This is a genomic window from Caballeronia sp. LZ035, from assembly GCF_031451175.1.
GTDB lineage: Bacteria > Pseudomonadota > Gammaproteobacteria > Burkholderiales > Burkholderiaceae > Caballeronia.
On record NZ_JARUXS010000001.1, the window covers coordinates 2,803,982 to 2,819,567 of the forward strand.

Consider the following 15,586-nt stretch of genomic DNA (forward strand, 5'->3'; position numbering starts at 1 on the left):
GCATGACCGATCCGCTGCTGTACGTCATTCCCCACGTCATCATTCATGCACAGTCGGAGATGCCGCGCGAGTGCTGCGGCGTGGTCGTCGTGCTGCCGAAATCGACGACCGTGCATTACGTCGCCTGCAATAACATCGGGCAGGAGACCGAGCACTTCATCATCGACCCGAAAGACTATGCCCGCGCCGAGGATACCGGGCGCGTGGTGGCGATCGCGCATTCGCATGTCTATGAACCGCCTGTGCCATCCCTCGCTGACCTCGCTGGCATCGAGCGCACCGGCCTGCCGTGGCTGATCGTCAATGTACCGATCGGCTCGCATACGATCACGCAGCCCTCAGGGTTCAAGGCTCCGCTGCTCGGTCGTCCCTTCGTGCATGGCGTGCATGACTGCTATGCCCTCGTGCGCGACGCCTATGCCGAGCGGGGCATCGCCCTGAACGACTACGCGCGGCGCTACGGCTGGTGGAACGACGAGGACGGCTCGAACCTCTATCGCGAGAACTTCGCCGCCGAGGGGTTCATTCCGGTCATCGTCCATTCGCCGACGAGTGACGACCTCAAGCTGCTGCGGCCGTTCGACCTGATCCTGATGAACATTCGCGCCCGCCGTGAGAACCACATGGCGATCTACCTCGGCGGCGGCGTCATCCTCCATCACCTGATCGGCACGGCGTCCCGCCGCGAGGCCTATCAGGAGTTTCACCAGCGCCGCACGACTGCGGTGCTGCGGCACCGCGACCTGATGCCTGCATCGGAGACCGACCATGCTGACAATACGCCTGTACGGTGATTTGCGGCCCCGCTATGGGGCTGAGTTCCGGCTGGCCGTGCATTCCCCTGCTGAGGCAGTGCATGCCCTGTGTGTGCAACTTCCCGGCCTGCGGAAATATTTCATCGACCACGGTGCACAGCAGTTCCTCGTGCGCGGCATGTTCGGCGATGACCATGCCGACTATGACGAGTCGGACATGCATTACCCGCAGTCCGAGGGCGTGCTCAAGATCGTGCCGCTCGTGCAGGGTTCAGGAGCCGCCGCCAAGATCATCGCGGGCGCCGCGCTCGCTGTTATCGGGCTGGTCGCGTCGCCGTACACAGGCGGGCTGTCGATGGCCCTTGTCTCGATGGGTGCGGCCCTCGCGATGGGCGGTATCGCTCAGCTACTCGCACCGCGCCAGAAAGGCACAGCGACCCCGGAGAAAGCCGACAACCAGCCTTCGCTGGCGTTCGATGGTGCAGTCAACACAATGGGCCAAGGCGGGCCTGTGCCTTTGGGCTACGGTCGCATGATCGTCGGTTCGCAGATTATCAGCGTCGGCTTTTCGACCAATAACGAGATCGTCGTGTGATGGCGCATATCTCGGAACTGACGCTGCCGCCAATCGCGGGCGCTGGCGGCGGTGGTGGCAAGGGCGGCGGCTCAGGCGGCTCGCGTGCCCCGGTCGAGGCTCCCGATTCGCTGCGCTCGATCCAGTACGCCCGCGTCATCAACCTGATCGGCGAAGGCGAGTTCGAGGAACTTGGCGATCCAACGAAGGTGTTCGTCGATGGCACGCCGCTGGTCAATGCAGACGGGACATGGAACTTTAGCGGCGCGGGTATCGAGTACCGCAGCGGCACGGCCTCGCAGGCTCCGATATCCGGCTTCAGTGCGACCGAGGCCGAATCGACGGTCGGTGTCATCGTGACCGCTGCCGCGCCGGTCGTGCGCTCGGTGACCAATCCGAATATCACTTCGTTCCGGGTGACGATCGGCTTCCCGCAGATGACCAGCAGCGACCCGACGACCGGCGACCTCAACGGCGCGACCGTGCAGCTTGCGCTCGAATTGCAACGCAACGGCGGCGGCTTCAATCGGATCTATACCGACACCATCAGCGGCAAGACGACGAGCCGCTATCAGCGGTCCTACCGCATCGAACTGGCGAACCGCTTCAATCAGGCAGGCGGCACGTTTGACGTGCGCGTGGTGCGGCTCACGCCCGACCAAACCTCGTCGAACGTGCAGGACAAATTCCAGTGGGAGACCTACACCGAAATCGTCGACTCGCAGCTGACCTATCCGTACTCCGCGCTGTGCGGCGTGCAGATCGACGCATCCACATTCAAGCAGATTCCGAAGCTGTCGTTCGATTGCAAGATGCGCCGCGTTCAAGTGCCGAGCAACTACGATCCGACGACGCGGGCTTACACCGGGACATGGGACGGCACATTCAAGATCGCATGGAGCGATAACCCCGCGTGGATCACGTATGACCTCGCGACGACTGCACGTTTCGGCCTCGGCGGCTATATAAGTCCGAACCTGATCGACAAATGGACGCTGTACGTCATCGGCCAATACTGCGATGCGCTCGTGCCCGATGGCTTCGGCGGCATGGAGCCGCGCTATACCTGCAACGTGTATATCCAGCAACGGGCCGAAGCGATCGCGCTGCTTCAGCAGTTCGCCAGTATCTTTAACGGTGTGCTGTTCTGGTCGGGTAACACCTTGTCATTCGCCGCTGATATGCCCGCTGATATCAGCGTGGTCTATTCCCCGGCGAATGCCATCGACGGCGTGTTTACCTATGTCGGCACGCCGCTGAACCAGCGGCACACGACCGCGCTCATAACGTGGAATGATCCGGCGAACAAGTATCAGCAGGCGATCGAGTATGTCGAGGATGCGGACGCGATCGCGCAGTGGGGCGTGCGCAGCCTAGAGATACAGGCCTTCGGCTGCACGTCGCGCGGACAGGCGCACCGCATCGGTCGATGGGCCTTGCTCAGTGAGCAGCTACTCGGCGAGACGGTCAGCCTGAAAACCGGCCTGAACGGTTCCTATAGCCGCCCCGGCGATATCTTCGCGACGACCGACCCGACTCGTGCAGGCCTGCGCATGGGCGGTCGCACGCTGCGCGGCAGCACGAGCACGCATGTCGTGCTTGATGCACCGGTCACGCTGACGAGCAATGTCGGCACGACGCTTTCGCTGTTCCTGCCGAACGGCCAGTTCGAGACACGCACGCTCAACTCGATCGGCACGAACATGAGTGAGCTTGACGTGACCGCTGCATTCTCGATGCCGCCCACGCTCGGAACCGTGTGGTCGATCAGTGCCGCGAACCTCGTCAATGAGCAGTGGCGCTGCGTCGGCGTGACCGAGGGCAGCGACCATAATATCGAGGTCTCGGGCGTCGCGTACCGGCCTGACAAGTTCGCCGCGATCGAGCAGGGTTTGCAGCTTCAGCCGTTGCCGACTTCAGTCATCGACCCGTTCAATGTCGGGCCATGCACCGAACTGAAGGTGACCGAAAGCAAGTACGCGATCAGCCCGGTCGTCGTTGGGGCCAGGGCGACGTTCTCATGGTTGCCGCCGCTCGGCGCGGTGCGCTTCACGGTCATCTATCAGAAGCAGGGCGACGCCGCAGTGACGATCGACACCGGCATGCCCTCTGTGGATATCCAGCCGACCGAGGAAGGCCTCTGGACCTTTACCGTCATCGCAATCAATTCGATCGGCGTGCGCTCACCCGCCGCGACGCTTCAGGTGCAGCTACGCGCCCTGAACCAGCCGCCGCAGGACATGCAAGGCTTCCAGCTTGATATCTATAACGACAGCGCACAGCTTGCGTGGTTGCCCGCGACCGACCTCGATGTGATAGTCGGCGGGCAGGTGCATATCCGGTACTCGGGTCGCATGACGACCTCGGTCACATGGGAGGAGACGAACCCGATCGCGCAGTTCGCAGGCTCGCAAAGCAATGGCTTCGTGCCGCTGATGAAAGGCACATACCTCGGCAAGTTCGTCAACTCGTCGGGAGCGTTCAGCACGAACGCCGCTTATATCATCAGCACGACCGGCCCGCTGCGAGATTACAACCTGATTTATGACGTTGCACAGGACCCGACCTTCGCCGGCACGAAGAACGGCATGGAGGTCCGCACAGGCGTGCTGTATATCGCGCAGAACGCGGACGGCACCGCTGTCACGACGACGCCGACCTACACCTTCAGCCCTGCCTATATCGACCTCGGCAAGGTGTACACAATTCGCTGCTCGGCCTATATGGACGGCGCGATGTATAGCCTGCTCGATGACGTGGACAAGTGGCCCGACTTCGATGCTCGGCCTGACGTGGACGGCTCGAAGATCGACGAAGGCGGCGCGGTCGTCATGGTCTCAATGACCAACGTCGATCCGAGCAAGGCCGTCGCCACCGACTGGAGCGCGTACAAGCGGCTCGTCGTGGCCGACCTCACATTCCGCGCGGTGCGCTTCATGTTGCAGGAGGTCGTGCCCGACAACACGACCGGCATCGGCATCATTGATTTGGGCGTCAAGGTCGATGTTCCCGACCGCATCGAGTCGCGCAATAACGTGCCGGTCGCTGCGGCAGGCACGACGATCAAGTTCACGGTCCCGTTCAAGGATGCGCCCGCAATCAGCATCATCGCGCAGGGCCTCGCGAGCGGTGACAAGTGGGCCATCACCGGACAGACCGCGAGCCAGTTCACGATCCAGTTCCAGAACTCAAGTGGCACCGGCATCGCCAAGACATGCGACTGGATCGCACGCGGCTACGGCTACGAGCATACCGACCTGCTCGGCATCGGCGCGGTTGACCTTGAGCGCGGCGACCTCGATGTGCTGATCGCGCAGCGTGCAGCGATCGGTCCTGTGATGCAACGCTCGAACGAACTCGGAGAACTGCTATGACGCAAGTAACCAGCTATCAAGTCCCCGCCCATCCGTCAGGGCTGGACATGCGCACGCAACTGAACGCGATCGTGCTCGCGCTCGTCGGTGACAACGCAGGCCCGACCGCACCATCGCCGACCTATCCCGGCATGATGTGGGGCGACACGACCGCGAACCGGTTGAAGCGACGCACGAACGCCAACGATGCGTGGATTGACCTCGGGCCAATCGACAACTTCCTGAGCGAGATTAAGGCGAGCGTCGCGAACTGCGTGCTGCGCACAGGTGACACGATGACCGGGTCGCTGACCCTCGCCGCGACCGGCGTTATCTCGCAACCGCTCATGATGAAGGCAGGGAGCTATAGCCCGCACATTCGCAGCAACAATTCGATGTACGGCTTCGAATGGGTCAACGGCGCGAACAATGCCGTGCCGATGTGGCTCACCGATGCGGGCACGCTTCAGGTCGCGCAGGGCTTCACGACCGGCTCGCAGGGCGAAGTCCGATACTCGCATTCGAAGGGCATTATCCGCGTGCGTGGTGATGGTGGCATCGGCTATAACGGCGGCTTCGGCTTCGTCAATAGCGCAGGCACCGCATGGCGTTTTCAGATGTCCGACGAAGGCTACTGGAGTCTGCCGAACTACGGACAAGGCCCGATCAACGTTAGCAACAGCATCGCCGCGCCCGACACGAACGGCTATCAGGGCACGCTCGGTGCAGGCTTTATCAAGCTGAACGAATACAACTATGGGGCCTATATCGACTTCGCGCGTGCGCGCACGCAAGACTTCGTGTGGCGGCAGCATTACAACTTTAACAATGGCTATCTTGAGTTCATCGTCAACGGCGGCGGCTCTTGTTATATGTCGTCCGACGGCAATTTCTATGCGTCGGCGGTTGGCTGGCTGAGCAACATTAACGGCAGCATCGGCGGCAAGGCGAACGCAGGTGCGCGCGTGCAGTGGGATTCAGGCGTCAATGAGTGGGGGCCAATCAATGGGCCGACGACGCTCGACATGGGTGCGCCGTGGGTGATGGAAGGCTGGCGCACGAACTCGAACGGCAATTGGGTCAGCGGCGCACAGTGGATTCGCGGGGTCGTGCTGAGGAACCAATGATGACAAACGAAGAGCTTTTCTATCTGCTGCAAAAGTTCTATCCCGGCACGATCAACGGCACGCACTACCTCACCGGGCATCGGCTCGACACTGAGGGCAAGCAGTTCGGCGAAGCCTTCCTGCAATTCTGGAATCTGCCTGACCCGCAACCGAGCAAGGGCCAGTTACTCGGCTGGTGGGACGAGCACAAGGCAGAGATTCAAGACACCGTTGCGGGCGTGCATCATCGCTGGGAGCGTGCCGAGCGGCTGCTCAGGGCTGACGCGCTCGTGTATCGCGCCGAGGATGCAGGAGACAAACCGAAGGCCGCAGCGGCGCGTGCGTACCGGCAGGCCCTTCGTGACGTGCCGCAGCAGGCCGGGTTCCCGCGTGCGTTCGCCTGGCCTGTGCCGCCCGAGGATGACGAAGTGCAGAATGTCGCACGGCGTGACGCGGTGCTGCTGGAAGTCGAAAAGGCCGCGGCGAATCCGCGTGCGGTCATGAGCATGCCTGACGACCTGCTGCCGCCTGCTGAGCATGTCATCTTCCCGGACCTGCTACCGGACCCGCCGCCGCCGATGGCGCAGTATGGCAACCTTGAGGCGCACTATGCCGCGCAAGGTATTGCACCTACGACCCCGCCGTCAGTCCCATCGGCACCGGGCGATGCAGAGATAGCGGACCAAGGGCCGCAGCCCATTGTGCCGGTTCTGGATCAGCCAGCCGACGATTACGACCTGCCGCATCCGCCTGATCAGCTTCCGCCGCTGCCCGACGTGCCGGTCGAGCCTGTGCCGGAATCTGAGCCTGTGCCGTTCACGCCGAGTCCTGAGCCGTCTATCGACAGCGGCGGCAATGCGGCCGTTCTGAATGAACTCGCGATGATGACGGACCCGGTTGCGAAGCTGCACGCCTTCCTGTCGGCGAACCCGGACGTGGTGAACCTGATCGAAAGCTACGTGCCGCCCGATCACGAGCCGCCATCCGATGACGGCGGCACGACATGACACCTCGTGCGAAGGCAGTCGTCGGGCTCGTGCTGCTCGCCTGTATCGTCGTGCTCGGCATCTTCGGTATCGCAGCAGTCCTCACGTCATGCACGATCGTCTATGTGCGCGGCAATGACATATCACTAGAGCAGATCGGCGGGCACAACGGCTGGACCATCACGCCCGCGACACGCGACACGCCGAGCCTGCGCGAACGCATCTTTGGTCAAGGCCCGTCCGAGCCTAAGCCCGAAGTACCCCGGCAGCATAAACCCTTGGAGAGAGAGCAGCCATGAAAGTGAAGATCGAGAATCAGGGCGACAGTGATATCCGCATCGTGGCGGCTCACAACACGATCAACGACACCACGCTAGTAGCTCCGGTTCTGCTAACTGCTTTCCATAACGCTTACCTGCGCCGCTGTTAAGTCGAACAGCCCATAAACCTCAAGGTTCATGTTCTTCTCACATGTTGCAAGTTCAGCATTTATTTTCGCAATACGTGCACGGTCCTCATCAAATCTCGTCTGCCAGTCATCCCGTTCGTTGAACGGAATGGTAACGTCGAAAACCTTTTTGAGCTCCGACTGTAGTCCTTTGAAGTCCAGCAAATGCCAGTTCGTTAGTTTGGTAGAGGGCTTCTTGCTCGAAGTGCTTGCCACAAGGTCGGAAATCATTCGGCGAAGAAATGCTTGCAAGAGCATGTAACGTTCTTCCGCTAGATTTTGTGCCGACTCAGCGAGATCGGCTAGCTTCTTTCGGACAGCGGCAGACGCGTCAGGTATTGGGAGCGCCTCAACGTATTGTGAAAAAAGTCGAGAGAAGCCACCTCGATATGCCGTTGCCAGCCCTTTGGCTGCAAACCACAGCGTTTTAGAAGACAGAAGTGCAAGCAAATAGAGATCGTCACTAGGTATGAAGTAGGCGGTGTTCGCATAATAACTTCCTGATCGATCCAGTGAGAAGCGCGGTTTGTCCGCCATGTCGACGTATCCGATCTTGGGCTTTTTCATCGCCTCTTCATACGCGAGTTGCGCCTGTTGCAATTCGAACCAAGCTTGCTTGGTCGCTCGCCCCTCCAACTTTTCACGAAAGGGCAATAAATGCGCCTTTATCGCGGGGTAGTCGTCAATATTAATCTTATTTTTCGGTACGTAGATCAACCAGAGATCTCTCGATTCGATTCTCCACGGTTTGAGGTCCGTCCCCTCAATCAATGGCTTCAGTAGCACTTCGCAGCGGGGGTCGGCAGCAATGATGGCGTCTCTCGTTTTACGGCTGACGATGAATGCTCCGTTGAGACCAGTCTTGACACCGTACAGAGGTGACCCGTAAACCTCCTTAAGGGTCCGCCGTCCGTCGAAGAGTTTCTTACGTATCGCGGCCGAAGAATCCTCTTCCAGTTGCCAGCCATCTGTGCCGAGTTGCGCTTGGGGCATCAGCCTGGCGTTCTGCTCGAATGTCGCCGCAATACTCTCAGGCATCGTTCCGTTTAGAGCAAGGAACCGGATTTTGGGATCATCGACATGCGGGACCTTGCAGTCTGTGACGACAATGGCCGGATAAGTCGTGACACCTTCGAAGACTTGGATGTCACTGAAGTCGATCAAGTTTCTAATAGTGCTCTTTTCGAGCAAGAACTGTCTCAAAGGGCGGCCGGCGTTCGTTTTAAAGAAGGTCGACGAGGAGATGTACCCAATCCTTCCTTTCGGTTTGAGCAGGCGCAAGCCTAACTCGTAGAAGTAGCAGTAGAGATCGGCTCGCTCGCTTGCTACTGCATAGTGACTTTCGAGATAAGGCTTCACCGGTTTCAGCCGTTCCATTCGCACATACGGCGGGTTGCCAAGCACCACATCGAAGCCGCCGTCCGCGAATACGTTCGGAAACGCATCGGACCATTGGAAAGGACGATCCGTGAATGCGGAATCGGTTATTAGGCTGTTCCCGACGCGCAGATTAGCTTCGAGGCTCTCAAGCGGCTTTCCATGCTGTGCCGTCTTCAGCCAGAGAGACAGCTTCGAAATCTCAATGCTTTCCGGGTTAAGGTCGACCCCGTAGAGATTTCCGTTAAGAATTTCCCTGTTAATGTCAAAGAGATCAGGATTGCCTGTAATCGCCTGAATTTGTTCGTTTACACGTCGATATTCGGCGTCGAGCAATTCAAATGCGGCGACAAGAAATGCGCCCGATCCGCACGCCGGGTCGACCACCCGTATGGTTTGAAGTTTGTCACGCCACGCCGACCAGAACAGGAACTCAACGAGACGTTCGCTGTTTTTTAGCTTGGCTTGCCGTTTGCGGCCTGTGTAATCAGATACCTCAGCTTTTGTTGGCTTTCGCCATACGTCGCTCTCATTGTCCGATTTGGCATAAGCACGCCGCAAGGTCGCCTGCTGTTCGTTCAGATAGCTACCCAGCGTTTCCTCGACAATGAAGCGAGAAATTGCGTCGGGCGTGTACACGACGCCGTCCGATTTCCTCTTACCAGATACGGATCGCACTGACTCGCGAACTTGCAGCCTAAGCGCGCTCACTGTTAGCTCATCAGCGTCCGCGAGTTCCTTCAATTGCTCAAGGTCACTGATCGACTGCTCGAATATATGTCCCAATACCGTTACTGAGACGTCGTCGGCGAAATCGTATTCACCTAGCGCGGCGAACGTCTTGCAACTGTCATCGGAAAGCGGCAAGTCATCAAGCGCCGGATCAGGCGCGAACAATCCGCCGTTGTACGCGGGAATGCCTAAAGCAACGTTGCCTTTGTCGATGGCTCGAAAGAGGCCTAGAAAGTTCTGCCAAACAGGGCGGGGGTTGTACGGGTCTCTATGCGTCCAAGCGCCAACAAGGGATTTAGGAGGCAAAAGGCCTCGATCTTCCGCGAATGCCACGAACAACACACGATCAAGGAGTTTCTGTACCGGCTCCAAAAGCTCGTCTGCGGGCTTGCCGGTCGATTGCATCAAAGCAATCAGCAGATTTACGCGCCAAGTCTTGTAGTCGGAATAGAGCCTGCGAGTGACTTCTTTCTCTGCGAGGCCGCTTTCTTTCAATAGCTTGGTGGTCTCGCCGTTGAGAAAGCGGTCCGCGCCGAGTAACTGGCGAAACTTCCAATATGCGGCATCGGAGTCAGCTAGCTCAAGTATGTCAAATCGCTCATAGACCTGACGGGTATGGCCGACCGCATACAACCGGATCTCCACCATGTTTGAGACCAGTAGAAACTGACAGCCAGGAGTGTCCATCGCATACTCCCAAGCTTGCATTACCGGGCTTTTGTGACGACCCGGCATGATCGCGTCTAGGTTTGGAGTGTCTGCTCCTTTAAGTTCTACGGGAGCAAATACCCGCTTATCCGTCGCGTCATAATGGCCGAGCGCGGTATCAGCCGACCCGTTACCGGTCCGCTTCTCGTCGTTGATGGTCCAGTTGTGACCTCCCGAACCGAACGGCCGGTACCCTAAGATATCAACAAAGAACCTTTGAATGAACGGGCCACGAACCTCTGTCTCTTTCTGCTTGCGTAGCGTGCCCGCCTTTATCGCACTTGCCCAGTCGTGCAATATTTTTTTGTGTTCGGGCGGCGTCGGTTGACTCGATACGCGGTTGGCGAGAAAGCGCTGATTGAAGAGCGGCTCGTGAGAGGAAGGCATTCTAGGATGTTCGAGCGAGATCGCGAGGCCTGCATTCTACATCCCATCGCTTGTCTTGCTACTCGGCGCTCGTTAACTGAATGGGCCGATGCTTATTCAGGTCCTTGACCGACGAAGTATTACGCCGCAGCGTCGGTCCAAGAAAAGCGAGACACGACTGCACGACGAGGGGCGGCGGCTAGGTTTCCGAGACGAACGGCTAGGGCGTGGCGCGCTCCGCCTCATAGTCAAATTGAAGCTGAGGTGAGAGGGCCGGCATCGGCACTTCCCACGTCAAGATAGCGTTGAGCCCGTTTTCGGCCGCATGCTTCGCAAGCGTAGTGTCGCCCGTGTACAGCGCTTCGACCCGATTCGCTTTCGCGATGGCGATCACTTGACGGTCGAACTTAACCTTGGCCTTCGTTTCATTGGGCGTGAGCTTTCTCTTTCGTTTCGAATCGCCATCTTCGATCATTGCGCACTCAATCGCTGCGCGTTGATCGAAAGGAACGACCGAAAAAGCCCGAGAGCCCGCAAAGACTTGCAGCCGCTTGTCTTTGTCGTGTCCGCCTTCGACAAGGTACTCAGCCAACACAGGGGTAGGAATGAGAATACGTTGCTTCGACACACTTAGGGTGCGAATCAAATGATTGATCCGCTCTGCGCACTGCGTCAGTGGTTCTCGAGTCGTTGGGTCGAGCGGGACCTTGTAATCGCCGTCGAAGGCGAGTGCGAGAAAAGATGTATCAAACACTACCATCAGTGCAACCCGTCACTTTCGCCCCTCAAGGCGGTAATGTAGCCGTCCATGTCGTCATGCTTGCTCCAGCCGGAACTTTCCAGCTTACGGAGCCTATCCGTAACTTCGAGAAGTGTTTCATCGTCTAGGACGCTGAACTCGTTAATCTTCAACGAAGTGACATACCATGCACCGTCCTCCCGACGCTCCCAGCGAGCATCGCCGTTTACCCGCAGAATCGGACCTCTGTAGAGAAAAGGCGCGAGGTCTTGCGCGAGCTGGCGGCTGATCTCGCCGTGCCATGAGCGGCCGTCGGGGTCGATGATTGTGGCATGAGCACTCTTATCTCGACCGCCGACTCTGACGAGCTCGCCGTCGAACGTTGCGGATTCGGTGAACGGTCCGAATGTGAGTGGCGGCGGTAGGTCCTTGCCGGGAAATCGGAGGACGACGGCACTCGATTCTTGGCCGAGGAAGCGCTGGCGGAGTTCGCCGGTCGCATTATCGTCACGAAGCAGAACGTTCAGTTCGTCGTATCCAATGCGAGCATCGTTTGCAGCTTCCCCTCTGCTAAGGTCGGCGATGCGTGCTGACACTCTGGACACGGCCTCAACGTCGACCTTCAGAACGGGCATAGTGCTGCCTTCCTCAATGTGATCGAGGTGGACGCTGGCAGCGTTTCCGAACAGCTTTGCAAGCGAAGTCATGTACTTCGCAAGGCGCTCCATCGGTATTGTTCCCGGCGTGAAGGCGCCTATCCGAAACAGATATTCGTCTTGGTCATCCATGTCTTTAAGCCTCCGCTTCGTCAGGGCACCGTCGCGCATGGAGCAGCAGCACCGAACGTAGCTCCGCAAAGCCGAGCTAAGCTGGCGGATACTTCCCTATTTTCAGTCGGTTATTTGTCGACAGTGATCATATCAATGTCGGGGCGCTCAAGAAAAGGGGGCAGCACCACAAGTCTGTTCATATCCCAATTTCGGCATTCACTGTGTCATCGAAATGGGACATGCAACGTCCGTGCGCGACTGGGATGCCTTATGCCGGCTTTTTCGCGGTTATTCTTGTGCGGCGGGCGAGGCGCGACGACCGGCTGTTGGATGGAGTGTTGGATGGAAAAGAGGGATTTCCCCTGAAAATCCCTATCCACAAGGGTTTGAGCCTCATTCCCGTCTTTGCTGCTGCAAAGAAAGTTACCCCCGCCCCGGGGAGGGGCAGTGCAAATAGACCGACGCGAACACAGGAAGTCCATAGAAGCGCAGGCGAACACAAGCACCCCACGCGAAGGCCAAGAGCGCAAAACCCCGCCCCGGCGAGGGGCAGTGCTAACAGACCGACGCGAACACGAGAAGTCCATAGAAGCGCAAGCAAGCAGAAACAACCAAGCGAAGGCCGAGAGCGAAGAAACCTCAAGCCTGCTTGCCACCGACGAGATCGACCTCAACCTTCCTGCGAGCGGGAAACCACGCATCCCTGATGCGTAAAAACGGAAACTCGACGGCCCGCGTCGTCACATACCCCACGACGATGGCAATGGCAAACTGCGCCCCCATGATGGCAAACCACGCCGGCACGGCAGGCAGATGCAACGCCGCAGCCTTGCGGATCAACACATCACCAGGCGCGAGCGCGAGCGAATGCCACAGGTAGATGCCATACGAATACACCCCGATCCACCCGATCACCCGATACGCCTTCGACGTCCGCCAGGACCCGGAATATTCGAGCGTCAGCACGATCAACGCGCAAAACCCCACAGCCTGAATCGTGTACCCGATACTCTGATCCAGCGCGACATCGCGCGTCCCGAGTACGAGCCAGAACACAACCCCGACAACCATCGCGATCAACGTTCGCTTGCGTCGCGCAATCGCCTGATACACCGCCGGCTTCATCCAGTAGAGCGCTGCAAGCATCACCCCGAACAACAGACTGTCGATGCGGTACTGCGTATAAAAGAACGTCCCTTGCAGATCCCCGCGATAAACCGCAAAACTACGCGCCACGAGCACAACAAGACATAAGGTCCCGAGCACGCCAAGCAGTGCATCCACCCGCGTCCGCCAGCGCGCCAGCACGATCAACAACACCGGCAGGAACAGATAAAAATGCTCCTCGACCGCAAGACTCCAGGTCTGCGCAATCGACGACCCGAAGTAGTTCTGCAAATGCGTGAGGTTCTGCACGAGAAAGGTATTCGCCGGATGCCGCCCGACAATCACATGGAACAGGATCAGCACGTAGTACGCCGGCCAGATCTTGAAGATCCGCCGCACGATGAAGCGCCCCGCGTCGATGCGCCCCTGCTGCGCATACTGCTTGAGCAACAACCCGCCCACCAGAAACCCCGACAGCGTGAAGAACAAATTCACGCCCTCGTGACCGAAGTTCTTCAGCGGATATTCGATCGCCGCAATGAACGCGCTACCCGTCGGATACGAATGGAAGTGATACCCCATCACCGCGATGATCGCGAGTCCCCGGATGAAATCCAGTTCGATCGACCGGCTGGGTCCCTGCATGCGTGTCGCGCCGAACAAGCCCATGCTCTACCCCGTCTGCGAAGGTCGTTTATCGTCATCGAATCACGCGCGTGCGGCCGCGCAGCCCCATACCGGCGCTGCTTCTCATCTTCCTTCCGCCAATTCGGGGCAATCCGCCAGAATCACGCCATTTGCAGACATCAACCCGCGCCCACGAGGCACGCCCGGCCAGCGTGGTGCGGCGCACATGCGCATCCGTCCTTTCGCGCCGAACGCTAGTCGCTGGACGCCGCGCCGACGGCACGCCGCATGGCCCGCTGTATAGTCGGTTCACCTTTCCGGCACGCCGGGAACAACGCATTCGCCGGGCACATCGGCCCGGCACGGCATCGACACCGCGTTGAAGACTCGAAAGAGTGCTGCGATTCTCGAGAGAACGCCATGCGCAACAAGTTCGCCGTCGTCTGGGTCTGGCTGTTCCTGCTCCCGCTCGCGTTCGATTTCAAGGGCGCCGAAACGGCCAGCAAAGCCATCCAGATTCTGCTCACCGTGCCCTCGATTCTCGCGGGCTGCTTCCTGCTGCTCATCGCGCCGCGTTTCGCACAGCGCTCGCGCTTGCGCACGCTGGTCACGTCGCTGTTTCTCATCACGATACTCGGCAGCATCGCCACCCAGGCCATGCAGGGCAACGACTCCGGCAACTACATGCGCGTGATCCTGCCGTTCGGGCAAATGCTGCTCGGCTATTTCGTCGCCTGCCGGCCATGGGACTCGAAGCGCCTCGGACAGCTCGAACACGCCATGTACTGGTCGATGATCGCCTCCCTCGTGTTCAGCTTCGGCTTCGGCATGGCCACCGGCGGCAATCTCGAAAGCGTCCGCTTTCGCATCGTCTCGGTCACCTTCCTCTGTCTGCAAGGACTGCTGCTGCATGAGTTCGTCGTGGTCAAGCGCTACTCCCGCTTCACCGTGCTGCTGTTCCTCGCGACCATCGTCATCGAATTGCTGAGCGTGACGCGCAGTCTCGTCGTCGGCACCGTGCTGCTGTTCGCGTTCGCCACCTGGCTCGCCGCACCCTCATTCAAGAAGCTGCTGCGCGCAGGCCTGCGCGCCGTCGCCATGATGACCCTGCTCGGCGCGCTCGCAGTCGCGGCCAGCGCGTTCTTCCCCGGCGTCGGCGAGCACTGGATACAGCGGATGTCGTTCAAGAAGGACACCGAGTCCGGCCGCGATCCGACCACCATCACGCGGCTCGCCGAAATGAAGGACCAGCTCGATCAGACCACCGCCTCGACGCTCGGCACGCTCGTCGGCATGGGCTACGGTCACGACTATCGCTATTCGCCCACCTATCTGCCCGACCTCGCCGGCCAGTTCAGCAAGAAGGATTTCTACGCGATCAAGGAATGGTCCGCAGGCCACAATTTCTGGGTCTACCAGTTCTTCGCCGGCGGCCTGCTGTTCGGACTCGCGCTGCCCCTTGCGCTGCTCTGGGCACTCTGGAAAGGCTCGATGGCCTATCGCTCGTGGCGTCATCGCGCGCCCGAGACGCTCTATCTGCCCGTGCTCGGACGCGCACTGCTGGTGGTCGCGGCGCTGCCCGCCACGTCGATCGGCGGCAATCCGCTCGGCAACCGCTTCTCGGGCGTCGTGTTCGGCGTGGCGCTCGGGCTGCTGGTCGCGTCCTATGCGCGCATCGCTCACGCCATGCGCATGCGTGCCGCCGAAACCGCGTCGCAGCAGGCGCGCGCCCGTCGGCGTCAGGACGGCATGCCCGGCGCCGTGCCGCCCGATCTGCGCCCGCACGACGAACCGTTGCCGGAAATCCTGCCCGCCCACAGCGCCGCCGCACCGGGTCTGTCGCACGGCGCCGGACGCCACGAGCCGCCGCCCGGCGCCGGTTCGTTCGCGCCCAACGCCTGAAGTCACTGCGCTCGTTCACGGACCCGGCCTGCCTGT

At 59.7% G+C, this 15,586-nt stretch carries 11 protein-coding genes; 7 read left to right on the top strand and 4 right to left on the bottom strand.

What is annotated here, in order from left to right; all coding sequences use genetic code 11:
• The first annotated feature begins 2 nt into the window (after positions 1-2).
• Genes QCE88_RS13220 through QCE88_RS13245 form a run of 6 tightly spaced genes read left to right on the top strand, consistent with a single transcriptional unit; the run spans position 3 to position 7,073 of the window.
• Positions 3-794 (top strand): C40 family peptidase, encoded by a 792-nt coding sequence (locus QCE88_RS13220; RefSeq protein WP_309902511.1) that lies wholly within the window; start codon positions 3-5, stop codon positions 792-794.
• A complete protein-coding gene (locus QCE88_RS13225; protein WP_309902513.1) occupies positions 769-1,350 on the top strand; it encodes a tail assembly protein in 582 nt (193 codons plus the stop codon). Before QCE88_RS13220 ends, QCE88_RS13225 begins: the two co-directional genes overlap by 26 nt.
• On the top strand, positions 1,350-4,703 hold the full coding sequence (locus tag QCE88_RS13230) for a phage tail protein (protein ID WP_309902515.1): 3,354 nt from the start codon (positions 1,350-1,352) through the stop codon (positions 4,701-4,703). The genes QCE88_RS13225 and QCE88_RS13230 overlap by 1 nt, the downstream gene beginning before the upstream one ends.
• The gene (locus QCE88_RS13235; RefSeq protein ID WP_309902517.1) at positions 4,700-5,809 is read left to right on the top strand and encodes a hypothetical protein; all 1,110 of its coding nucleotides are present in this window, start codon (positions 4,700-4,702) and stop codon (positions 5,807-5,809) included. Before QCE88_RS13230 ends, QCE88_RS13235 begins: the two co-directional genes overlap by 4 nt.
• Positions 5,758-6,795, top strand: a complete 1,038-nt coding sequence (locus QCE88_RS13240; RefSeq protein WP_309902519.1) for a phage tail assembly chaperone — start codon at positions 5,758-5,760, stop codon at positions 6,793-6,795. The genes QCE88_RS13235 and QCE88_RS13240 overlap by 52 nt, the downstream gene beginning before the upstream one ends.
• A complete protein-coding gene (locus QCE88_RS13245; RefSeq protein ID WP_309902521.1) occupies positions 6,792-7,073 on the top strand; it encodes a hypothetical protein in 282 nt (93 codons plus the stop codon). The genes QCE88_RS13240 and QCE88_RS13245 overlap by 4 nt, the downstream gene beginning before the upstream one ends.
• Positions 7,074-7,165: 92 nt before the next feature.
• Here the strand turns inward: QCE88_RS13245 and QCE88_RS13250 are convergent, their stop codons facing one another.
• The 4 genes from QCE88_RS13250 to QCE88_RS13265 form a co-directional block, all read right to left on the bottom strand.
• Positions 7,166-10,426, bottom strand: coding sequence for an Eco57I restriction-modification methylase domain-containing protein (locus QCE88_RS13250; protein ID WP_309902523.1), 3,261 nt, complete (start codon positions 10,424-10,426; stop codon positions 7,166-7,168).
• A gap of 199 nt (positions 10,427-10,625) precedes the next feature.
• Complete coding sequence (locus tag QCE88_RS13255; protein WP_309902525.1) at positions 10,626-11,165, bottom strand: hypothetical protein; 540 nt, start codon at positions 11,163-11,165, stop codon at positions 10,626-10,628.
• A complete protein-coding gene (locus QCE88_RS13260; protein ID WP_309902526.1) occupies positions 11,165-11,932 on the bottom strand; it encodes a hypothetical protein in 768 nt (255 codons plus the stop codon). Before QCE88_RS13260 ends, QCE88_RS13255 begins: the two co-directional genes overlap by 1 nt.
• 621 nt (positions 11,933-12,553) lie before the next feature.
• Positions 12,554-13,690: an acyltransferase gene (locus QCE88_RS13265; protein WP_309902528.1), complete on the bottom strand. Its 1,137-nt coding sequence runs from the start codon at positions 13,688-13,690 to the stop codon at positions 12,554-12,556.
• 378 nt (positions 13,691-14,068) lie between these two features.
• Between QCE88_RS13265 and QCE88_RS13270 the strand changes: the two genes are divergently transcribed.
• The gene (locus QCE88_RS13270; protein WP_309902530.1) at positions 14,069-15,550 is read left to right on the top strand and encodes a hypothetical protein; all 1,482 of its coding nucleotides are present in this window, start codon (positions 14,069-14,071) and stop codon (positions 15,548-15,550) included.
• Positions 15,551-15,586 lie beyond the last annotated feature (36 nt).